General features: G+C 40.1%; 23 protein-coding genes and 1 pseudogene. 18 read left to right on the top strand and 6 right to left on the bottom strand.

Annotated elements, in window-relative coordinates; translation table 11 throughout:
* Positions 1–3 precede the first annotated feature (3 nt).
* From IA57_RS11600 to IA57_RS12765, 10 genes and pseudogenes are all read left to right on the top strand, one after another.
* Positions 4–636: an NAD(P)H-dependent oxidoreductase gene (locus IA57_RS11600; protein ID WP_036123866.1), complete on the top strand. Its 633-nt coding sequence runs from the start codon at positions 4–6 to the stop codon at positions 634–636.
* Between the two features lie 256 nt (positions 637–892).
* Complete coding sequence (locus IA57_RS11595; RefSeq protein WP_229730282.1) at positions 893–1,519, top strand: peptidase associated/transthyretin-like domain-containing protein; 627 nt, start codon at positions 893–895, stop codon at positions 1,517–1,519.
* A 382-nt stretch (positions 1,520–1,901) separates the two neighbouring features.
* A complete protein-coding gene (locus IA57_RS11590; RefSeq protein ID WP_036123863.1) occupies positions 1,902–2,345 on the top strand; it encodes a GNAT family N-acetyltransferase in 444 nt (147 codons plus the stop codon).
* Between the two features lie 29 nt (positions 2,346–2,374).
* Positions 2,375–2,974, top strand: coding sequence for a Crp/Fnr family transcriptional regulator (locus tag IA57_RS11585; protein ID WP_036123859.1), 600 nt, complete (start codon positions 2,375–2,377; stop codon positions 2,972–2,974).
* Between the two features lie 173 nt (positions 2,975–3,147).
* Positions 3,148–3,492: a hypothetical protein gene (locus IA57_RS11580; protein ID WP_036123857.1), complete on the top strand. Its 345-nt coding sequence runs from the start codon at positions 3,148–3,150 to the stop codon at positions 3,490–3,492.
* A gap of 19 nt (positions 3,493–3,511) precedes the next feature.
* Entirely contained in the window at positions 3,512–4,387 is an 876-nt protein-coding gene (locus IA57_RS11575; RefSeq protein WP_036123856.1) for a pirin family protein, read from the top strand.
* Positions 4,388–4,443: 56 nt separating this feature from the next.
* Entirely contained in the window at positions 4,444–4,761 is a 318-nt protein-coding gene (locus tag IA57_RS11570) for a GNAT family N-acetyltransferase (RefSeq protein WP_036123853.1), read from the top strand.
* A 3-nt stretch (positions 4,762–4,764) separates the two neighbouring features.
* On the top strand, positions 4,765–5,652 hold the full coding sequence (locus tag IA57_RS11565; RefSeq protein ID WP_036123851.1) for a pirin family protein: 888 nt from the start codon (positions 4,765–4,767) through the stop codon (positions 5,650–5,652).
* A 57-nt stretch (positions 5,653–5,709) separates the two neighbouring features.
* Positions 5,710–5,901 (top strand): annotated as a pseudogene (locus IA57_RS12770) (TMEM175 family protein); the annotation flags it as partial.
* A gap of 6 nt (positions 5,902–5,907) precedes the next feature.
* Positions 5,908–6,270, top strand: a complete 363-nt coding sequence (locus tag IA57_RS12765) for a TMEM175 family protein (protein WP_308418512.1) — start codon at positions 5,908–5,910, stop codon at positions 6,268–6,270.
* A 45-nt stretch (positions 6,271–6,315) separates the two neighbouring features.
* Here IA57_RS12765 and IA57_RS12595 read toward each other — a convergent pair whose 3' ends face one another.
* The gene (locus IA57_RS12595; RefSeq protein ID WP_117595853.1) at positions 6,316–6,471 is read right to left on the bottom strand and encodes an HNH endonuclease; all 156 of its coding nucleotides are present in this window, start codon (positions 6,469–6,471) and stop codon (positions 6,316–6,318) included.
* 777 nt (positions 6,472–7,248) lie between these two features.
* Between IA57_RS12595 and IA57_RS11555 the strand changes: the two genes are divergently transcribed.
* On the top strand, positions 7,249–8,094 hold the full coding sequence (locus IA57_RS11555; RefSeq protein ID WP_036123849.1) for an OmpA/MotB family protein: 846 nt from the start codon (positions 7,249–7,251) through the stop codon (positions 8,092–8,094).
* Between the two features lie 98 nt (positions 8,095–8,192).
* Here IA57_RS11555 and IA57_RS11550 read toward each other — a convergent pair whose 3' ends face one another.
* The gene (locus tag IA57_RS11550) at positions 8,193–9,752 is read right to left on the bottom strand and encodes a DEAD/DEAH box helicase (RefSeq protein WP_036123847.1); all 1,560 of its coding nucleotides are present in this window, start codon (positions 9,750–9,752) and stop codon (positions 8,193–8,195) included.
* Between the two features lie 121 nt (positions 9,753–9,873).
* Positions 9,874–10,557 carry a hypothetical protein gene (locus IA57_RS11545; RefSeq protein WP_036123844.1) on the bottom strand — a complete coding sequence of 228 codons (684 nt, stop codon included), beginning with the start codon at positions 10,555–10,557 and terminating at the stop codon, positions 9,874–9,876.
* Positions 10,558–10,885: 328 nt separating this feature from the next.
* Between IA57_RS11545 and IA57_RS12755 the strand changes: the two genes are divergently transcribed.
* Positions 10,886–11,017: a hypothetical protein gene (locus IA57_RS12755; RefSeq protein ID WP_262493266.1), complete on the top strand. Its 132-nt coding sequence runs from the start codon at positions 10,886–10,888 to the stop codon at positions 11,015–11,017.
* Positions 11,018–11,047: 30 nt separating this feature from the next.
* Here IA57_RS12755 and IA57_RS11540 read toward each other — a convergent pair whose 3' ends face one another.
* Both IA57_RS11540 and IA57_RS11535 read right to left on the bottom strand, forming a co-directional pair.
* Positions 11,048–11,485: a 3D domain-containing protein gene (locus tag IA57_RS11540; protein WP_373283081.1), complete on the bottom strand. Its 438-nt coding sequence runs from the start codon at positions 11,483–11,485 to the stop codon at positions 11,048–11,050.
* A 52-nt stretch (positions 11,486–11,537) separates the two neighbouring features.
* Entirely contained in the window at positions 11,538–13,517 is a 1,980-nt protein-coding gene (locus IA57_RS11535) for an alpha-ketoacid dehydrogenase subunit alpha/beta (RefSeq protein WP_051881058.1), read from the bottom strand.
* Between the two features lie 147 nt (positions 13,518–13,664).
* On the opposite strand from IA57_RS11535, the gene IA57_RS11530 reads away from it, so the two are divergent.
* Genes IA57_RS11530 through IA57_RS11510 form a run of 5 tightly spaced genes read left to right on the top strand, consistent with a single transcriptional unit; the run spans position 13,665 to position 17,612 of the window.
* Complete coding sequence (locus tag IA57_RS11530; RefSeq protein ID WP_036123839.1) at positions 13,665–14,615, top strand: isopenicillin N synthase family dioxygenase; 951 nt, start codon at positions 13,665–13,667, stop codon at positions 14,613–14,615.
* 4 nt (positions 14,616–14,619) lie between these two features.
* Positions 14,620–14,952, top strand: a complete 333-nt coding sequence (locus tag IA57_RS11525; RefSeq protein ID WP_036123836.1) for a translation initiation factor — start codon at positions 14,620–14,622, stop codon at positions 14,950–14,952.
* 4 nt (positions 14,953–14,956) lie between these two features.
* On the top strand, positions 14,957–15,895 hold the full coding sequence (locus tag IA57_RS11520) for a hypothetical protein (protein WP_036123833.1): 939 nt from the start codon (positions 14,957–14,959) through the stop codon (positions 15,893–15,895).
* The gene (locus IA57_RS11515; RefSeq protein WP_036123830.1) at positions 15,885–16,754 is read left to right on the top strand and encodes a nucleoside phosphorylase; all 870 of its coding nucleotides are present in this window, start codon (positions 15,885–15,887) and stop codon (positions 16,752–16,754) included. Before IA57_RS11520 ends, IA57_RS11515 begins: the two co-directional genes overlap by 11 nt.
* 3 nt (positions 16,755–16,757) lie before the next feature.
* Entirely contained in the window at positions 16,758–17,612 is an 855-nt protein-coding gene (locus IA57_RS11510; protein ID WP_036123827.1) for a substrate-binding domain-containing protein, read from the top strand.
* A 229-nt stretch (positions 17,613–17,841) separates the two neighbouring features.
* On the opposite strand, the gene IA57_RS11500 is transcribed toward IA57_RS11510, so the two are convergent.
* Positions 17,842–18,507, bottom strand: coding sequence for a uracil-DNA glycosylase (locus tag IA57_RS11500; protein ID WP_036123822.1), 666 nt, complete (start codon positions 18,505–18,507; stop codon positions 17,842–17,844).
* A gap of 71 nt (positions 18,508–18,578) precedes the next feature.
* Between IA57_RS11500 and IA57_RS11495 the strand changes: the two genes are divergently transcribed.
* Positions 18,579–20,072 (top strand): YfcC family protein, encoded by a 1,494-nt coding sequence (locus IA57_RS11495; RefSeq protein WP_036123820.1) that lies wholly within the window; start codon positions 18,579–18,581, stop codon positions 20,070–20,072.
* Positions 20,073–20,258 lie beyond the last annotated feature (186 nt).

Here is a 20,258-nt window from a genome sequence, read left to right as displayed (position 1 = left end):
AATATGAGTTTAATTAATGATTTACAGTGGCGTTATGCCGTTAAAGCCATGAACGGAAAGACCGTTCCGCAAGAAAAAATAGATTACATTTTAGAAGCTGCACGTTTGGCACCGTCATCGTCAGGGCTTCAACCATATGAAGTTTTTGTAATTACAAATAAAGAACTTCAGGAAAAAATAAAACCCATTGCCTTCGATCAAAACCAAATTGTCGATGCCTCGCACGTCTTGGTATTTGCGGCATGGGACAATTATACCTTAGAGCGTATAGAAACCGTATTTCAAGCGACGTTACAAGCGCGTAATTTACCAAGTGATACTATGGATGCTTACAAGGCCCGTTTATGGGGGTTATACGAACCCCTAGGCGACGCGTGGCACGCAAACCATGCGGCAAAACAGGCTTATATTGCCTTTGGAATGGCCATTGCTGCCGCAGCCGAACAAAAGGTCGATGCCACCCCAATGGAAGGGTTTGATGCCGAAGCATTGGACCAACTTTTACAGCTAGACCAAAAAGGACTTAAGTCTGCCTTGGTATTAACCTTAGGGTATAGAGACGAAAGTAACGATTGGTTGGTAAACATGAAGAAGGTACGCACCCCTAAGGACCAGTTTGTTACAGAGCTGGCATAATGATAAAAAGTATTTTTAATAGTACACTACGTGTGTAGTGTTTTTGGTTGGTTAGTTTTAGTTGATAGCTAAAAGCAGTCTGTTATCGGGCTGCTTTTGCTTTTTTATGGGCAGTATGGTTGTTCCTGAAAACCGCCGTCATACATCGGTAAAATAAGTCGTTGAAAGCCTGCGTGTTACGTTTATCGTTTTTTTAATGCGTTCATAAGATTTTTTTAACAATACCAGATTAATGGGTTAATTTTGAGCGTGTTAAATGATGATTTTTGTTATGAGTAGGCTATTGATATTAGGTTGTTTTTTGAGCGTTCTTCAAATTGTTAAAGCTCAAGATGCAGCAAACGTTTTAGAGGATATCCCTTTTGATTATGCTACGCGCCATGCGATTTACGATTTTGATGCTAACCGTTTAACCAATACAGATAGCATTCCGGAGTTTCAATCCAAAACAACACCTCTAAAACTTACGGGCATTGTGTACCAGCCAGATGGCATAACACCTGCTAAAGATGTTATTGTATTTATTCGTCATGCTGGTGAGCAAGGAAAGTTTGATGTGAGAACCCAAAACGATAAGCGCTATGTGTACCACCGTGGTTGGGTAAAAACCAATGCCGATGGTGTGTATACGTTTTACACGTTTATTCCGGGGTCATATCTGCACAGTAAGGAGTTAAGGCGTATTCATGCGAGCGTTAAAGCAGCTGGAGAAGCGGCCTACAACTTACCGGATTTTATTTTTAACGACGATCCGTTTTTAAGCAAGCATTGCCGCAAGCGCATGCGTAAAAAAGGTGTAGACTGCATACTTACAACGGTAAAAAAAGAGACGTTTTACCTAGCTGAAAAAAATATTGTTCTTCGCGCGGCAGAAGTAGAGTAGGGCGTGGTTCGTTTTTGCCCACAGCGTTGCCTCTTTATGTTTTTGGATGCTTAGCCCCTAAGTTCTAGATATATTATGTAGAATTTTGGTGGTGGCAGCATGTTAACCAAATAAAGTCCATACCGATTTATACGATCAAACGGATGTTATTCCGTTTGCTAAATTGCAGATGTTCTTTAGTGAAAACCTAAAATAAACTTAGATTTTAATCAAACAAAAAACGGTTTAAGTGCATACTTGAACCGTTTTTTTATTATGCTGTGTCCAAAAATAAGGCGGCTTAAAATGTGCTAGGTTTTAGTATCTTATTTTACTAAATTAGGTGTTTAAACCACACACAGACCATCGGTCATTAATTTCAAGAGAGCTATAACAAAGCATTATGATTAGAGCATATTCAAATACCGATAAGCCAAGAATAATCGAATTGTTAAAACAAAACACCCCCGACTATTTTGACGTTTCTGAAACCTCCGATTTAATAACATATCTAGACCATGCCGTGGAGGATTATTTTGTTTATGAAAGCGATTCTGAAATTATTGGGGCTGGAGGGCTTAACTATTTCCCGAGCGAAAAGAGCGCTCGAATGTCCTGGGATATAATCGCCCCCAAATATCACGGTCAGGGCATAGGCAAACAGCTTGTACAATACCGGCTAAAACACTTGAGTACGAAAACTAATATCGAGCATATTATGGTTAGAACAACCCAAATGGCCTATAGGTTTTATGAAAAAATGGGCTTCGAGCTTGAGCGCATAGAAAAGGACTTTTGGGCAGCAGGTTTCGACCTGTATCAAATGAAAATGAATAACAAAACCTAACGATTTGCTGTTAAAACCACCCAAGCAGGATGAGCTTACCCAACTTTAAAAAACACCTGATTGAAAAAGGCGGCCTATCGGAAGACGATTACGCTTTAATACAGCCGTTTATTCAAACCAAAACAATTCCCAAAACCGAGTTTTTACTAAAACAGGGCGCCATTTGTTCGCATTTCTTTTTTGTTGAACAGGGCCTGTTGCGCATGTATGCGTTAAACGAAGAAGGCAAAGAAAATATCTTGCAATTTGCTACCGAAGGGTGGATTGTAAGCGATAGGGGAAGTGTGTTTTTTCAAGAACCATCTACCTACTATATCGATGCTGTCGAGGACACCCTAGTAGTCATGCTAGACGAACATTTTATAAACGAGGTATCGCAGGTGAATGCTGGTTTTAGAGAAAAAAACGAGCAGTTGTTGCAAAACCATATTCGGCATTTGTATAAGCGCATCAGTCAGCTGTTAGGCGTATCGGCAAAAACACGCTATTTAGATTTTGTAAGCATGCACCCCGATATTTTGCTGCGTGTTCCGCAATGGATGGTCGCTTCGTATTTGGGCATCACGCCAGAGAGTTTAAGCCGCGTTCGTAAGGCCCTAGCCGATGCGAATTTCAAACCTAACCATTAGTTTTATTGCACCTAATCCATTCTTACCATAGGTCAATGCACACCTTTTTTTGTTGCCGTAATTTTACATTAAAATAAAACGTAGGGGCGACCCGCGGGATGTTTTAAATAGGAAATCGATGGAAACATCGGGTAATTAATCCCATTTAATGGGAAGAAAAGAAAGGATTTATTATGAGACATTTAAAAACATTGGTTGTAACAAAGCATGCAACACGGCCTAGCATTTTAAACTGGCAGGTTTTAACAGTTGACAATGTCGAGACAGCCATCGAAAAATTTCAGCAAGACACCTATCATGTGTTGGCCATTTCAGAAAACATCAACGAAACGGATAGCAATAAGCTGAAGAAAATAATTACAATGCTATCTCCAGAGGCCATTATTTTGGACTATAAAGATGAAGGGATACTTTCGGATGAAGTAAAAACCGCCTATTGGTCTAAAAACAAACCCGGCATGCAGCGTCGTTATTTAGATAATGCGTTCGACATAAAGTTAGCATGCAGTTTACATTAATAAAAGAAAGGATATAACGATGAAAACAAGACACATAGAAAAAATAGTACAACCAGGAACCCCTCATTTTGTGGGGGATGGTTTTAGAGTGCACAATTTCATTCCTGGCACTTCAACCATGCAACGTATGGATCCGTTTATTATGTTGGATTACAATTCTAAGTACCATTTTCCGCCAACCCATGTACCCAAGGGCGTAGGTGTGCACCCGCATAGAGGATTTGAAACCGTAACCATTGCCTACAAAGGACGTGTAGAACACACCGATAGCGCTGGTGGTGGAGGGGTTATTGGCGAAGGTGATGTGCAATGGATGACTGCCGCTTCGGGGGTGCTGCATAAAGAGTTTCACGAAACCGAGTGGAGTAAAACAGGAGGCGAATTTCAAATGGTACAATTGTGGGTAAACCTTCCTGCAAAAGATAAAATGAGCCCGCCAAAATATCAGGCCATTGCAAATGCCGAAATGGCAAAAGTTCCGTTGCCCGATGGGGCAGGAGAGGTAGAGGTGATTGCTGGTGCGTATGAAGGAAATAAAGGGCCAGCATCAACATTTTCTCCAGTAAACATGTTTAATGTTAGGCTGAAAAAAGGTGCAAAAATGCCCTTGACGTTTCCAGCGCATTATACCACGGCCATATTACCTGTTGAGGGTAGCGTGAAGGTAAACGAAACAACCGTTGTTTTACAAGACCACTTTGCACTGTTTGCAAATAATGATGGCGATACCTTTACCTTAGACGCTCTGGAAGATACCGTTGTTCTGGTATTGAGTGGTGCGCCTTTAAACGAGCCCATTGCAGCACATGGCCCTTTTGTTATGAACACCCAAGATGAGCTTATACAGGCTTTTCAGGATTTTAACACCGGAAAGTTTGGGTATTTGGAAGACTAAACTAAACCTTAAAAGCAGTTTGTGTTTACAAGCTGCTTTTTTTATATCTTTAAAAAATGAGATCAGAATTTGAACACATACCATTGGTGAAAAACCAAGATAAAAAGCGGTTTCAAATAACTATAGATGGGCATGATGCCTTTATAGAGTATAAAGAAACGGCACAGCAAACGGCCTTGGTACATACAGAAGTTCCCGAAGCCATAGGCGGTAGGGGCGTTGCCGCTGCTTTGGTAGAAAAAACATTAAACCACCTAGAGGCGCACCATAACACGTTACTGCCCATTTGTCCTTATGTGTTTGCCTACATAAAAAAACATCCCGAATGGAAACGTCTTGTAGATAAGCGTTTTAAGGGGTATGATAACTTATAGCAAATGTCGAACACAAAACTGATTATAGAAGAACGTGCAGCCAACATTGGAAATTTTCTGGTAGGGCGCTTATTGCCCTTCCGGCAAAAACGCATGGTAGGACCGTTTATTTTTATCGATCACATGGGGCCAGCACATTTGGGCGCTCAGGATAATTTAGATGTGGCCATGCATCCGCATATTGGCCTATCGACGCTTACTTTTTTATTTGAAGGCGCCATTATGCATCGCGATAGCTTAGGAACCGCTGTTGAGATTACGCCGGGAGCCGTAAACTGGATGACCGCAGGTAAAGGCGTTGTTCATACCGAAAGAACGCCAGAACGTTTACGACATTCAGAAAAAACGCTACATGGGTTGCAAATTTGGGTGGCTTTACCGGTAGAAAAGGAGCAATGCGAGCCAAGTTTTACACATGTGGAGGCAGATGAAATCCCCAGTTGGGAAGACAATGGCGTGCAGTTTAAACTTATTGCAGGAAAGGCTTTTGGCAAGCAATCGCCTGTGCCAGTGTATAGTCCGTTATATTTTATTGAGGTTAAGTCAAAAACCACCCAAACGGTAACGATTGGACAGCATTTGTTTGGCGAAAGTGCCCTGTATATTTTGGAAGGACACATTAGTAGCGACGGACATACTTATGGCGCAAAGCAGCTACTGGTAGCAAAAGACAGCACCTTATGTGCGTTTGAACTTGCTGCAAATACCACCGTTTATATTTTTGGCGGAGAAGCCTTTCCCGAAACGCGTTTTATAGAGTGGAATTTTGTGGCTTCGGATAAAAGCCTAATAGCACGTGCAAAAGAAGCCTGGACAAACAACAGCTTCCCACCGGTACCAAACGAAACCGAACGCATTCCGTTACCGCCACCAAAGCGCTTTGGCGGGTAAAACAAATCAAAAAAACAATACCAGATGAAAACAGGCCGATTATAAGCGTTTAGCGATGGCGTTTTAGCCATTGTCATTATTATGGTGCTGGAAATGAAAGCTCCAGAAAACACCACGATACAAGGTTTAATAGCCGTAGCTCCCTTGTTTGTAAGCTATTTGTTAAGTTTTATCTACTTAGGGATTTATTGGAACAACCACCACCATTTAATGCAGGTTACCCAAAAAGTAAACGGAAAAATACTTTGAGCCAATTTGCACTTGCTGTTTTGGTTGTCGCTCATCCCGTTTGCTACAAGCTGGCTAGGCGAGCAGGGGCATTATTACGAGGCTCTACCAGTGGCTGTATATGGGTTTGTGTTGCTTATGAGTGCGGTGGCATATTTTATTTTGGAACGCGTTTTAGTAACTTACCACGGTCACAATTCCGCCCTGTCTAAGCTCTGCACCAATGGTGTAAAAGAATATGCCTCGTTAATCCTGTATCTTTTGGCTGTTGCACTGGCTTATATAAACACCTGGATTTCTATTGCGGCATATATTGCCGTAGCCTTAATGTGGTTGGTGCCAGGCCGAAAACTAGAAGCGCTAATGGAAGCTATTGAAGCGCCTGATTAAGGCGGTGTTTTTTTGGTTTATAAAAGGGCTTCGCGATTTAAAAGTTTAAGCATGTAGGTTATCATGGCAAGACTTACAAATCGATACAAGCCATTTAATAGGTTCTTTACCAATGTTTTTTCTGGCATAGCGTTTATGGTGAACTTGGGTGGCTCGTGCACCACAATAAACACAACGCCAATTATCACGTTTTAAAACCACATAACGTTTGCGTCTCCAGGCATCAGATTTAAGGTAAACGTTGCGGTAATAATCGCTTCGGCGTTTTCAGCGTTTTTCACGTTGCATCGCAGAAAAATAATGCTTAAAACCCCAAATAAAGATTACCATTAAACTTAGTAAGATAGCCTTGTAGGTTTCAGTGTCTAGATTTAATAACCTCTCCATAGTGTCTTCTAAATCAACTCTTAATATACGGAAATAATGCTTGGTTTGTTTCTAGTCAAATGTTCAATAATGTTGCTGTGTTATGTAATTTGAGCATTGTGTAAACATTTTTAAGAATCTGCGAGATGATGTGGCTGCAAAGCAAAAAGCAATTTGATTTTATAAAGCAATCGAGCGCTTGGTAGCGGCAATTTGCATTATAGCTACGCACGAGATGAGCGTTTCGCAAATTGACTTTTACATAATTACTACCGATATAAAACACTGACGTGTTAGTATATCTGCAATTATGTAAAATGCAAGCATCCGCCAATTTGCTGGAATACATATTTGTTCTATAATTTATATTATGTAAAATAGAATATTTTTAAGGCTACTCTCTCTTCTTTATTTTTCGACCAACTGTCGTTTACCGTTCTAACCTAGCACCATTAGTTGTTAACTGTAAATCAGCTGTTTGTCATTTACTGGTTTTGGCGGGCTATCGACAAAAAACTAAATAAATCGTTAAAATGTGTTTTTGCAACATCCAAAACAACGGCTTTGTGCGTAGATATAAACAAACAATAAAAAACCAAACATTAACTTATTATGAAGAAAATAGCTTTGCTAGTATTAACTGGAGTTTTTGCATTCTCTTGTGTTTCTAAGAAAAAATATGTTGCACTAGAACAGCAAAACGGTGAATTAAAGAGCGAATTAACCAAAACACGCGTTGAAAAAGAAGATTTAGAGCAGAAATTTTCTGCCATCCAAGCTAGAGTTGATGCCTATAACACTAAAATCAACTCACTTACCGAAGAAAATGATGCTAAATTGGTTACTGTTGGTGACGATTTGGTAATTTCTAATGACGTAAGAAAGCAAATGAACGAAACCTTAAAGCACGTAGACCAAGCTAAACTGGCTGAGGCCAAGACCTTAAAAGACTCTATGAATTTAGCGGTATCGCACAACCTAAAGAAATCGATAGATACGTCTAGCCTTAACGAGGATGAAGACATTGCTATTAACATTAACGAAACGGTGGTGATGATCTCTATTTCAGACAAAATGTTGTTCAATACGGCTAGTTACCGTGTAAGCTCTAAAGCGAACAACATCCTACAAAAATTGGCCGACGTGATTAACTCTGAGCCTAGTATTGAAGTTATGGTTGAAGGCCATACCGACTCTAGAAGCATTAACAATGCCAAGGTTTCAGACAACTGGGATTTAAGCGTGTTGCGTGCCACATCTGTTGTACGTAAGCTACAAGATGATTACAAGGTAGACCCTGCGAAAATGATTGCTTCTGGTAGAAGTTACTTCGCGCCTATAGCCGGTAACGAAACCGCCGAGGATCGTGCTAAAAACAGACGTACACGAATTATTATTCTACCAAACATTAACAAGTTTTTTGCTTTAATGGAGAGTAACCAAAATGTACAAGGGTAATTTGACTTAACCGCAGCATTTATGTTATTTTAATCCATTGAAAAAGGGTTGTCTTTAAGACAACCCTTTTACTTTTTATATCCTACAGTAAATATCTTTTATCCTTCGGCTGGTTTCCCGTGGATGGCCTCAAAAACCTCGTCGAAATTATGGCGTAAATAGCTGCGTAGCTTTTTGCGGTAATCGTCTTCCAGCCATTTAACAAAGTTATAGGTACTTTTACTAATACACTTGGTGTATTTATGAATGCGGTGGTCTATATCGTCGCTTAGTTGTTTGGCCAGATCTAGCGCATCGTAAACATCCTCACTATTTTCAATACATATTTTAGCATGGTGTTCTATAGAGCGCTCTAAAACCACTTTCGAGGACTCCCCTGCTCTTACTGCAGAAATGTAGGCGTTTTTTATATCGAAATAAACATCTTCAGACTTAGAAAACGCTTCGCGAAGTGCTTCGGGCATTTCGTAACGGAAGTTTTCCTCAATATCTTCATCGTTCAATAAACTATCTAAGTAGAAGTTTGGCGATTTAAAAATGCGTTGCCAATCGATATCGGATCCCCAAGGGCCAAAACGGTGAAAGTTATTCCCGAGGTCAATAACCGTAAAGGTGCTTTTGTTTTTTAAAATACGCGATCCACGCCCAATCATTTGGTAGTAAAGGGTTAGCGATTTTGTTGCTCGGTTTAGAATGATGGATTCCACGGTAGGCTCATCGAAACCTGTGGTTAAAATACTTACCGATGTTAAGATGGCATCGGGGGTTTCTCTAAACCACTTTAGGATGGCTTTACGTTCTTTTTTAGAATGGGTATTGTCTAAATGCGCGACGGGGTATCCGGCACGTCTAAAGGTATCGTAAACATGCAACGAGGTGTTAATACCATTATTAAAAATAAGCGTCTTTTTTCCTTTAGAACGCTCTTCGTAAGCATGTATAAGCTTCGAGAGCATGTCGGTGTTTGTATAAAGATCTTCAGAAGATTTTACGGTATAGTCTCCGTTAGCGCCCACCACAAGCGATGTTAGCCCCACATTGTACGAGTACACCTGGGCTTTTGCCAAAAACTGGTTGTTTATTAAGGACTCTATGGTTTCTCCAACAATTAGCTCGTTGTAATTATCCTTCATAGGAAGCTTAATGTTAGAGCTTAACGGGGTTGCTGTAACCCCAAGGATAAAGGATTTTTCGAAAAACTTAAACAGCTTGGTAAACGAGTTGTAATGCGCCTCGTCTATAATAACTAGCCCAATGTCTGAAATATCCAGTTTGTTGTCCTGTAGCCTATTGTTAAGGGTTTCTACCATGGCTACAAAACAGCTGTATTGGTCTTGGTCCTCTAAATTGGCTTTACTGCTTACCACCTTGTTAACAACTCCAAACTCTTTAAGCATGTTAGAGGTTTGCTTGCAAAGCTCTATACGGTGCGTCATGACCAACACCTTTTTTTTATGGTGCTTTAGATATTGCCTAACGATTTCTGAAAAAATAACGGTTTTTCCTCCACCGGTTGGTAGCTGATATAATAAATGATAGTCTTCTGGCGCTTCTTCAAAACACTTGAAAATCTTGTTTATAGCCCCTCTTTGGTAGCTGTACAAGTCTTTGCCTACTCTTCTATCTTCTAATTCTAATGATGTGATATTCTTACTCATAAATTTTTGTGATGTGCAAAAATAAGGCCTTTTCTAAGTAATAAAAGAAGAATACCTTCAAATTTGAGTAAGTTTTTTTAACAATGGCCGTTAATAACCTCTGGCGCGTAACGTTATGGGGTTATTCTTTTATAAGAATTATGGTGGCTTTAACCCCCGAGGCCAAATTCCAATTGCTGGAGGCTATAACGTTGCCTTCGTCATCGACCACCTTAAGTTCGGCGGTGTTGGGACCTACACGCCCTTGGTTAAGGGCTTGGAAATCTATTTTATTAAACCCTTCTACCAGGTCTAGATGAAAGCCTTTGTAGTTGTATTGAAGCATGGCCGATGGCACCCTAACGTCATCGTTAACATACACTCTAATTAAATCGCCATCTTCTTCACCAAAGTCTCTATACACCACATTCACCCTACCAACATTGGTTTTGTAATCACCCAGATATTGGTCGGATGTTTCGCCAGTTAACCGGTTATCGACACTTGGTTGCAGGGATTTTTCGGTTTTTTCAAAGCGTTTTTTGTACAATTCGCCAGGGTTTCCAAACGCTTCGCCAAACATGGAAAACTCCTTTTGGTTTTTAATGTTTAAGGTCTTCCCCTCGGGCAACGATAAGCCATTTAAGGTTTTGGTATTTTCGGCCTCTTGGGGTAAGGGCTTAAAGTCTAAGCTTGGGGCTTCGTCTTTATTATCGGTGTTTTCTGCAGGAATACTGGTGGAGTTACTAGTCCCATCTGTAACCTGGGCCTGAGCGTTTAAACCACAAGCCAACATGATGAATGCTATTAAAAAGACGTGTTTCATATATGCTGTTTGATAACAAGGGGTATGCAAATAATATACCGTTTGTAAAATTAAAAAGATAATGTTACGCTGGAAGCAAAAATTTTCCCAAAATAGTTAAAATGTGTTAAATTACTATTATGTAATGCATAGTACTGTAACATTTTGTGATTATACTCGTCTATTTAGTGTAATCAATCAAAAAACACATAGTCATGAGAACTTTAAACAACAATCAGATTTCGGGAACATTAAGTAACACCAAAAGCCATACTTGGAACAGTAAGCGCCGTTACAGATAACCCGTGTTCCATTAATTAAGACATCAATCAAAAAAAACATTCGCATCATGAAAGCAATTATTAAACTTACAAGAGATTCTTTTAACAAGTATAAGCCTTTACCCAAGCAAAAGTTTGTGGAAAGCATTAACAGCTACCATGATGCGTTATGGACCGGACATTTACGTTATGCCCAATAACATTTTGAATTAGTTAGTTATAAAAGCCAGTTATTTACTGGCTTTTTTTAGTGCCGTTGTGGTGTCTTTTAACACCTGGAAACCAATTTCTAACTTTTGTTTGCCCCAAGTTTTGGCTGCTTTAACATCGGTTCCCATATAAATATCGATGCGCTTTCTCCAGCGCCAATGCATTTTGTCTTTAACCAAATAAACCCCATCAAACCCATCGATCGTTACGGGCGTGTTGTGTGTTAGTCCTAATTTTAACAGGTCGCGCGATACGGCAATACATTTCATACCGGGCTTAAGGGTGTCGCCAAATGCGCCTATGTTGGGCTGGCTGTTGGTTTGGTAGGCCAGACTGTTGTAAGCCGTAGCAGTAACTGCCAAACATTGCCATTTGTAGGGCGATGGCGGCGTTTGTTTTTTAGGGTTGCAGGCAGTTAGCAAACCTATTAATGTATAAAAAGCAACGCGTTGTAACACAGTTTAAATGTAAAAAAAAAGAGCGAAAAATGCGCTCCTTTTTAAAGAGTGTTTAATATTTTAAAAGGGCTAACAGAGCCTCTTCAAAACGGTTTTTAGGCAAATATTGGTCTTCCAATTGGTTAATAAAAGGAATTGGAGTTTCTATACTCGCCACACGTTTTACAGGGGCATCTAAATACTCAAAACAATTTTCCATAATTAATGCCGACAAATCAGAAGCAATACCACCAAACAACGAATCTTCTTGTAGGATGATAGCTTTTGATGTTTTCTTTACAGAACTGAAAACCGTTTCGGTATCGAGCGGTTGCAGGGTACGCAAATCAATAACATCGGCACTAATGTTGGGGTGTTTCCCTAGGGTCTCCAACGCCCAATGCACTCCAGCGCCATAGGTAATTATAGTAACCTCCTGCCCGTCTTTTATTTTGGCAGCCTGTCCAAACGGTATGGTGTAATAGTTAGTCGGCACCTCCTGACGAATGCTGCGGTATAGTGCTTTGTGCTCGAAGAACATCACTGGGTTAGGATCGTTAATGGCTGTAGCCAAAAGCCCTTTCGCATCGTAAGGAAAAGCTGGGTAAACTACTTTTAATCCGGGGGTTTTGGTAAACCAAGCTTCGTTGGTTTGCGAATGGAATGGCCCTGCAGCAACACCGGCACCACATGGCATACGCACCACCACATCGGCATTTTGGTTCCAGCGGTAATGCACCTTGGCCAAGTAGTTTACAATGGGGTTGAATCCGGATGTTACAAAATCTGAAAACTGCATTTCTACCACACTTTTTATACCGGCAATAGATAGCCCCATTCCTACTTCTATGATAGACGACTCGCAAATAGGTGTATTGCGCACACGCGCTTTACCAAACTGCTGCACAAAACCTTCGGTAATTTTAAAAACTCCGCCATACTCGGCCACGTCCTGTCCCATAATCACCAAATCGTCATGTTTTTCCATGGCTTGTCGTAATCCTAACGAAATGGCATCAATTAAACGTAGTTCTTCTTTAGGCCCTTCGGCAGCTACATGCTGGTAGTGAAAGGGTTTGTATACATCGGCCAATTCTTTTTGCTCATCTGGAGTAATTGGCGCTTCGGCATAGGCTTCATTTAAAGCGGTGTCAATGTCCTGTTTAATACTCTGTTTAAAAGCGGCATCATCGGCTTCACTAATAATGCCTTCAGCAATAAGGTGCTGCTTAAAATTATCGACAGGATCTTTTTTAGCCCAGGCGTTCATTAAATCTTCAGGAACATATTTGGTGCCACTCGCCTCTTCATGCCCACGCATTCTAAAAGTTTTAAACTCGATAAGTACGGGCCTAGGATTGGCGCGCATGCTTTTAACAATCGCATTAATCTTTTCAAAAACCTCAATGGCGTTATTGCCCTCTATAATATGGGCTTCCATGCCATACCCTTTGCCTCTATCGGCCAAATGCTCGCAATTGTATTGTTCTGATGTTGGTGTTGAAAGGCCATAGCCATTATTTTCTATGCAAAACAACACCGGTAACTGCCAAACAGAAGCCACATTTAAGGCTTCATGGAAATCGCCCTCGCTTGTGCCGCCTTCTCCCGTAAAAACGGCAGTGACTTTTTGTTCCCCTTTAAGGGTCTTGGCTAGGGCAATACCATCGGCTACACCTAACTGCGGCCCTAGGTGGGAAATCATGCCCACTAGGTTATACTCCTGAGTGCCAAAATGAAACGAGCGGTCTCGCCCATTAGTAAACCCGCTGGCCTTACCTTGCCATTGGCAAAACAGCCGCTTTAACGGCACTTGCCTGGTGGTAAACACGCCTAAGTTTCTGTGCATGGGCAAAATATATTCATCGGCTTCCAGAGCCATGGTTACCCCTACAGAAATAGCCTCCTGACCAATGCCAGAAAACCATTTGGAAATCTTGCCTTGGCGCAGTAGAATAAGCATTTTCTCTTCTATAAGCCTTGGCTTAAGCATGTTTAAATAAAGTGCTTTTAACGTATCGGTGTCTAATTGGGTCGGTGTGTAAGAAATCATAATAGGTTAATCCCCTTTTGGGTTAAAAAATTTCCCAAATATAGGCAAATGTTACCTAGCTCGCATGAAAATCTTGCTTATTAATTGTGCCTCAAACTTAGCAATGTTTTTGTACATTTGTAAGACATACCATTAAACAGAAATAACATGAATCGTATACCAAGTGTTGATTTATCGGACTTCCTTTCTGGAGATACTGATAGAAAACAAAAATTTGTGGATGAAATTGGTAAAGCCTACGAAGAGATTGGCTTTGTGGCTTTAAAAGGGCATTTTCTTGATGATGAATTAGTCGACAGACTGTACGCTGAAATTAAACGCTTTTTTGATTTACCTGTACCGGTTAAACAGAAATATGAAATTCCAGGCATTGGTGGTCAACGCGGTTATGTATCGTTTGGTAAGGAAAGTGCCAAAGGGAAGAAAGAAGGCGATTTAAAAGAGTTTTGGCATTTTGGACAATATGTCGAGGACAATCCAAAACTAGCTGCAGAGTACCCCGAAAATGTTATGGTTGAAGAGTTGCCGGAATTTAACCAAACCGGTAAGGAAGCTTATGAAATGTTAGAAAAAACAGCCCGGTATGTCTTGCGGGCTTTGGCGTTGCACTTAGGCCTAGAAGAAACCTATTTTGATGCCTATATTCATAACGGAAACTCTATTTTAAGGCCCATACACTATCCGCCTATAACCGAAGAACCTAAAAATGCGGTAAGAGCTGCAGCCCATGGCGACATTAATTTAATTACGCTATTAATGGGTGCTCAAGGCCGTGGTTTGCAAGTGCAAAATCATAAAGGCGACTGGATTGATGCCATTGCCGAGCCCGATGAGTTAATGATTAATGTTGGCGATATGCTTTCTAGACACACCAACAACAAGCTAAAATCTACAATACATAGGGTTATAAACCCACCAAAAGAACTTTGGGGAACGTCCCGTTACTCCATTCCGTTTTTTATGCACCCCATTTCCGAAATGAAATTAGATGTCCTTGATAGCTGTGTAGACGATGCCCACCCAAAACAGTACGACGATATTACTGCAGGCGCCTTTTTACACGAACGCTTGGTAGAGTTAGGACTTATTAAAAAGTAATCCCATGGATTTGCAAGACCAATTAAAACAGCTTTTTCCAGACCATGTTCCAGAAGAACAGGAACCAGAAAACACTAATGAAACCCCCGATATATGGCTGCAGGACGACCCTATTATTTGCAAGTATGAAAAGCGCAAAGGGAAACCTGTAACCATTCTAGAAGGGTACAATGGTGCCGAAAGCGATTTTAAACAGTTGGCCAAAACACTAAAAACCAAACTAAGTGTTGGCGGGTCGTTTAAGAACAATACCATAATTATACAAGGCGATTATCGCGACCAGATTATGGCCATGCTAAAGGAAAAAGGGTTTTCGGTTAAGCGTGTTGGAGGATAATGTGATGAAAACGCTTCATATTACAAATGGCAGTGTGTTAACCCATATTCTGGAAGAACTCAACATAACAGGAGACGTCCTAACATGGAACGAAATGTTGTGTGAGGGCCAAACAGAAGCGCATATTGGTACTGAAGCATATTTAAGCTGTCGTGAGCAGTTTTTTAAACAGGCCTACGATTTAGAGTTTAATACCAAAGAATTTCTAGACGATATTAGTAAATTAAATACCCCAGAAAACTACAACGAAGTGGTTTTGTGGTTTGAATACGATTTGTTTTGCCACATTAATATGTTTGCTGCCATAAGTTTACTAAAACAAAAACAAGCAGACCACCTGCCCATTTACTTGGTATGCAGTGGCCATGTTAAGGGTGAAACGGGTTTAAAAGGGTTGGGCGAACTAACGCCAGACCAGTTAAAGCAGCATTTTAAAGCGCGGGTTAAACTAAACAAAACCGATTTGGATACTGCCAATACCCTTTGGGAAATTTATTGCGGGAAAGACCACAACCTGTTTGTGCCTTTTATTGCTAAAACAACCTCTTTTAGCTATTTAAGTAATTGTTTAAAAGCACATTTGCAGCGTTTTCCGCACATGGGGTCTGGTTTAAGCAGTATAGAACGCAATATTTTAATGTTAGTAAACAAACACCACATTAAATCCAAACACCATTTGTTGGGCTACGCTTTAAACTATCAGGGCTATTACGGCTATGGCGACATGCAGCTGGAGCGCCTTATAAACGTATTGGCCATTTTTTTCGATCAGGGCGACACCGCTTTAAAACTAAACAGAAAAGGGCACGATGCTCTAATGGGGCAACATAATTTTGCTTCAGAAATTAATAACGCCATGCATTATGGTGGTGTTAACCGTTTGGACTACCAATATTATAGTACAGAGAATAAACTTTATAAAACGATCTCCCATGGCAATTAAAGCATCAGAATTAATTATAAATCCAGATGGCAGCATATATCATTTAAACCTAAGGCCAGAACACATTGCCCCAACGGTAATTACTGTTGGCGACCCCGATCGTGTAGATGTAGTTACAAAATATTTCGATACGATAGAGTTTAAAACCAGAAAACGGGAGTTTCATACGCAAACAGGAACTTTAAACGGCAAGCGCCTATCGGTGGTTTCAACAGGAATAGGAACCGATAATATAGATATTGTGCTTAACGAACTGGATGCCCTTGTAAATATTAATTTTGAAACTAGGGAAGTAAACCCCTCGCCTACGTCGCTAGATATTGTGCGTATAGGCACCTCGGGTTCTATTCAAGCAGATATTCCGGTAGATAGTTTCTTATTGAGTGAATATGCTGTTGGTTTTGATAGTTTGCTTCATTTTTATAAAAGCGACCATGTTTTGGATGTCTCAATTTCCGAAGCATTGGTAAAGCACTTAAATTGGCATAAATCCAAATCGACTCCTTATGTGGTTTCTGGGAGTTCGGCCTTGCTAGATCGGTTAACGTCTAAGAAGACCCACATTGGTTTTACGGCTACCAATGTAGGGTTTTATGGGCCGCAAGGACGTGTTTTGCGATTGGCTGTCCAGGATAGTGAATTAAATGATAAATTAGCATCCTTTAACCACCAAGGTTTAAAGGTAACTAACATGGAAATGGAGACTGCCGGTATTTATGGGCTTGCAGCCTTATTAGGGCATAAAGCCTTGTCGTTAAATGCCATTATAGCCAACAGACCTTTGGGAGAATTTAGTAAATACCCTAAAAAAATAACAGAAGCGCTTATACGCTATACCTTGGAAAAACTAACGCAATAGATTATGAAGCAAGTAAACATTGGAGGTGTTCCAGAACATTTTAATTTGGCTTGGTACCTTGCCTTAAAAAGTGGTGCTTTTAAAGATGTGAACATAAACCTTAGGTGGAAAGACTATTATGGCGGCACAGGAGACATGTGCAAGGCTTTAAGAAATGAAGAAATAGATCTTGCCGTAATCCTTACCGAAGGGATTATAAAGGATATTGTAGAAGGCAACCCGAGCAGCATTGTACAAGTTTTTGTAAAGTCGCCATTAATTTGGGGCGTGCATGTGGCAGCAGATTCAACCTATCAAACCATAGACGATTTAAAAGGCACCAAGGCGGCCATTAGCCGTTATGGGTCGGGCTCGCATTTAATGGCCTATATTAACGCCAAAAACAACGCTTGGAACCTGGATGCCGATTTAAACTTCGAAGTTGTTAAAAACCTTGACGGGGCTGTAGAGGCCTTATCTAACAAACAGGCAGACTATTTTTTATGGGAAAAGTTTACAACCAAGCCCATTGTTGATGATGGCGTGTTTAGACGAATAGCTAATTGCCCCACACCATGGCCCTGTTTTGTTATTGCCGCTAGCAATACGTTTGTTGAAAACCACCGCAGTGAGTTAAAAACCATTTTAAACATTATTAATACCATAACCGCTGATTTTAAAGACATACCAAGCATAGATAAAACCATTTCTAATCGCTATGGACAAAAAATTGAAGACGTACAGCAATGGTTGTCGCTAACAGAGTGGTCGCAAGATGTTTTAGATGAAAAAACCACCCTTAATGTACAGGACGAACTTTATAAATTGCGTATCATTGAAAGTAAATTGCCATATAAAAAATTGACAGCCAATTTGTAATCAAGCTATTTTCTCTTAAATAATTTAAGATTATGGTTTAATTTCATTATATTTAATGAATAGCTATTAACAAATACTAACCATTTTATGATACTAACCGTTATAGGAATCCTTTTTGTATTAGTACTCATTAATTTTTTATTGTTGTTTTTTAGTTGCAACAAAACTACCAAGCGCGATAATGACGTTGCAACACTTTCTGCTTTAGAAACACCAAACCCCTTACCTGCTACCAAGAAATTGGAGCCAACCCAACTTTCTCCAACAGGGAGTTAGTTTGACTAAAATGTTTGTTGCCAAACCAATACCCTCTATTGGCGCTTAAAGGCGACGGATGTCCAGAAGTTAAAATATAATGCTTTTCCTTATCGATTAACTTAGCTTTCTTTTTGGCAAAACCGCCCCAAAGTAAAAACACCACCTCTTTCTTATGGTTGCTTATGGCCTTAATAACTTCATTGGTAAAAGTCTCCCACCCTTTATTTTGATGACTTCCCGCTTGATGCGCCCTAACCGTTAATGTCGCATTTAATAAAAGCACCCCTTGCGCTGCCCAACGCTCTAAATTACCGCTCTCTGGATATGGCTTGCCAATATCAGAAGAGATTTCCTTAAAAATATTAATCAACGATGGCGGATGTGAGATCCCATCAGAAACAGAAAAGCACAAGCCGTTGGCCTGCCCCACACCATGGTAAGGATCTTGACCAATAATCACAACCTTCAAATCCTGAAAAGCACATTTATCGAAAGCCGAAAAAATAAGCGACCCTGGCGGGTAACACGTCTGGTTTTGGTATTCCTGCTTTACAAAATTAGCCAAAGCCTGAAAGTAGGGTTTTTCAAACTCGGTTTTCAAAAAAGGCTTCCAACTGTTGTGAATAGTAACTTTCATGTATATTTGTGTGATTAAAAATACTGGGCACTAAAATAATATTATCTTTATTTTTAAAACGACTTATTACATTGAAAAACATAAAATTTCCAACTGCGCAAACTGTACTTTTAATTATAGCTGGACTTGCAGCGCTGCTAACTTGGGTTATTCCTGCAGGAAAGTACGACACATTGGTTTATAACAAAACCGAAAACCTGTTTTTAAGACAGACCAGTAACGAAACCCAAAAACTAGCTGCTTCGCAGGAAACCCTCGATAAGCTAAACATTCAAATTGCGCTTGATAAATTTACCAATGGCGATATCTGGAAACCCATATCCATTCCGGGGACTTATGCCGAAGTTGCCTCGGCCCCACAAGGATTACTATCGTTTTTAAAATCACCCATAAGGGGCATTATAGAGGCGGCAGACATTATTTTTCTCGTGTTGATAATAGGTGGTTTAATAGGCATTATGAATGCTACGGGAGCCTTTGGTGCCGGAATTTCATGGCTGGCCAAAAAATTGAAAGGCCACGAATATTGGCTGATTATATTGGTAACTAGTTTAATAGCTTTGGGCGGAACTACCTTTGGGCTAGCAGAAGAAACTATTGCCTTCTACCCCATTCTTATTCCCATATTTTTAGCAGCAAAATACGATGGCATGGTGCCCTTGGCAGCTATTTATATAGGGTCGTCTATTGGTACAATGTGCTCCACAGTTAACCCCTTTAGTACCATAATTGCATCAGATGCTGCAGGCATAAACTGGACCACCGGGCTTTATGGACGTATTGGTATGTTGGCCATTTGTACCCTTATTTGTATTATTTACATTTTACGATATGCCAATAATGTAAAAAAGAACCCCGAAAAGTCCCTGGTTTATGAACATAAGGACGAGATTCAAGCTCTTTTCGGAACCATTTCGGGAGGAACCATGTCCTTAACGTCAAGACTTAGGCTTATTTTAATTGTATTTGCTTTGTGCTTTGTTGTTATGATTTATGGCGTTTCGCAATTGGACTGGTGGTTTTTAGAAATGACTACGGTTTTTTTGGTTGGCGCCATTGTTATTGGGTTTTTAGGAAAAATAAAAGAAGCAGATTTTGTAGACACTTTTGTTAAAGGAGCAAGCGATTTGTTGGGTGTGGCCTTAATTATTGGAATTGCCCGTGGGGTTTCGGTTATTATGGAAGATGGCATGATTAGCGATACCATTTTGCACCAAGTTACCAGCATGACCAGTGGTATGGATAAAAGTATTTTTGCTAATATTTTGCTGTTTGCCTACAGCGGATTGTCGTTTTTTATTCCCAGTTCTTCTGGTATGGCGGTTTTAACCATGCCCATTATGTCGCCATTGGCCGACAGTTTTGGTTTTGGCCGTGATGTAATTGTAAATTGTTATCAATATGGCATGGGACTGTTTGCCTTTATTAATCCTACAGGTTTAATTTTAGCTTCGTTGGCTATGGTAAAAATAGGCTTCGACAAATGGTTAAAATTTGTAACGCCTTTACTTATTATTTTAACCGTTGTAACCATGGTATGGCTAACCCTTTCGGTTAACCTATAAGTTTGTTTTATAGGGTGTTATTGCGTTACAAAAACCTTACGCAAGGGTTTTGTTTAAGTAACCCCATTGCGTTAAATGTGATTAAATTAACAATTTATCCTCTAAGTTTTTGTAAGCCAAAATTATGATATACTTTTGCGGTGTAAGCGTTAATCAATTTGTATGCTATTAGTAATCATAGGCGTG

Source organism: Mangrovimonas yunxiaonensis, from assembly GCF_000733475.1.
In the GTDB taxonomy this organism is placed as follows: domain Bacteria; phylum Bacteroidota; class Bacteroidia; order Flavobacteriales; family Flavobacteriaceae; genus Mangrovimonas; species Mangrovimonas yunxiaonensis.
The sequence above is the reverse complement of the archived record's forward strand: the minus strand, read 5'-3'. Positions and strand labels throughout refer to the sequence as shown.

What these genes read in the sequence shown, in the direction of transcription:
- IA57_RS11600 (WP_036123866.1), top strand. Translation starts at nt 4, where the DNA reads ATGAGTTTAATTAATGATTTACAGTGGCGTTATGCCGTTAAAGCCATG.
- IA57_RS11595 (WP_229730282.1), top strand. Translation starts at nt 893, where the DNA reads ATGATGATTTTTGTTATGAGTAGGCTATTGATATTAGGTTGTTTTTTG.
- IA57_RS11590 (WP_036123863.1), top strand. Translation starts at nt 1,902, where the DNA reads ATGATTAGAGCATATTCAAATACCGATAAGCCAAGAATAATCGAATTG.
- IA57_RS11585 (WP_036123859.1), top strand. Translation starts at nt 2,375, where the DNA reads ATGAGCTTACCCAACTTTAAAAAACACCTGATTGAAAAAGGCGGCCTA.
- IA57_RS11580 (WP_036123857.1), top strand. Translation starts at nt 3,148, where the DNA reads ATGAGACATTTAAAAACATTGGTTGTAACAAAGCATGCAACACGGCCT.
- IA57_RS11575 (WP_036123856.1), top strand. Translation starts at nt 3,512, where the DNA reads ATGAAAACAAGACACATAGAAAAAATAGTACAACCAGGAACCCCTCAT.
- IA57_RS11570 (WP_036123853.1), top strand. Translation starts at nt 4,444, where the DNA reads ATGAGATCAGAATTTGAACACATACCATTGGTGAAAAACCAAGATAAA.
- IA57_RS11565 (WP_036123851.1), top strand. Translation starts at nt 4,765, where the DNA reads ATGTCGAACACAAAACTGATTATAGAAGAACGTGCAGCCAACATTGGA.
- IA57_RS11555 (WP_036123849.1), top strand. Translation starts at nt 7,249, where the DNA reads ATGAAGAAAATAGCTTTGCTAGTATTAACTGGAGTTTTTGCATTCTCT.
- IA57_RS11550 (WP_036123847.1), bottom strand. Translation starts at nt 9,752, where the DNA reads ATGAGTAAGAATATCACATCATTAGAATTAGAAGATAGAAGAGTAGGC.
- IA57_RS11545 (WP_036123844.1), bottom strand. Translation starts at nt 10,557, where the DNA reads ATGAAACACGTCTTTTTAATAGCATTCATCATGTTGGCTTGTGGTTTA.
- IA57_RS12755 (WP_262493266.1), top strand. Translation starts at nt 10,886, where the DNA reads ATGAAAGCAATTATTAAACTTACAAGAGATTCTTTTAACAAGTATAAG.
- IA57_RS11535 (WP_051881058.1), bottom strand. Translation starts at nt 13,517, where the DNA reads ATGATTTCTTACACACCGACCCAATTAGACACCGATACGTTAAAAGCA.
- IA57_RS11530 (WP_036123839.1), top strand. Translation starts at nt 13,665, where the DNA reads ATGAATCGTATACCAAGTGTTGATTTATCGGACTTCCTTTCTGGAGAT.
- IA57_RS11525 (WP_036123836.1), top strand. Translation starts at nt 14,620, where the DNA reads ATGGATTTGCAAGACCAATTAAAACAGCTTTTTCCAGACCATGTTCCA.
- IA57_RS11520 (WP_036123833.1), top strand. Translation starts at nt 14,957, where the DNA reads ATGAAAACGCTTCATATTACAAATGGCAGTGTGTTAACCCATATTCTG.
- IA57_RS11515 (WP_036123830.1), top strand. Translation starts at nt 15,885, where the DNA reads ATGGCAATTAAAGCATCAGAATTAATTATAAATCCAGATGGCAGCATA.
- IA57_RS11510 (WP_036123827.1), top strand. Translation starts at nt 16,758, where the DNA reads ATGAAGCAAGTAAACATTGGAGGTGTTCCAGAACATTTTAATTTGGCT.
- IA57_RS11500 (WP_036123822.1), bottom strand. Translation starts at nt 18,507, where the DNA reads ATGAAAGTTACTATTCACAACAGTTGGAAGCCTTTTTTGAAAACCGAG.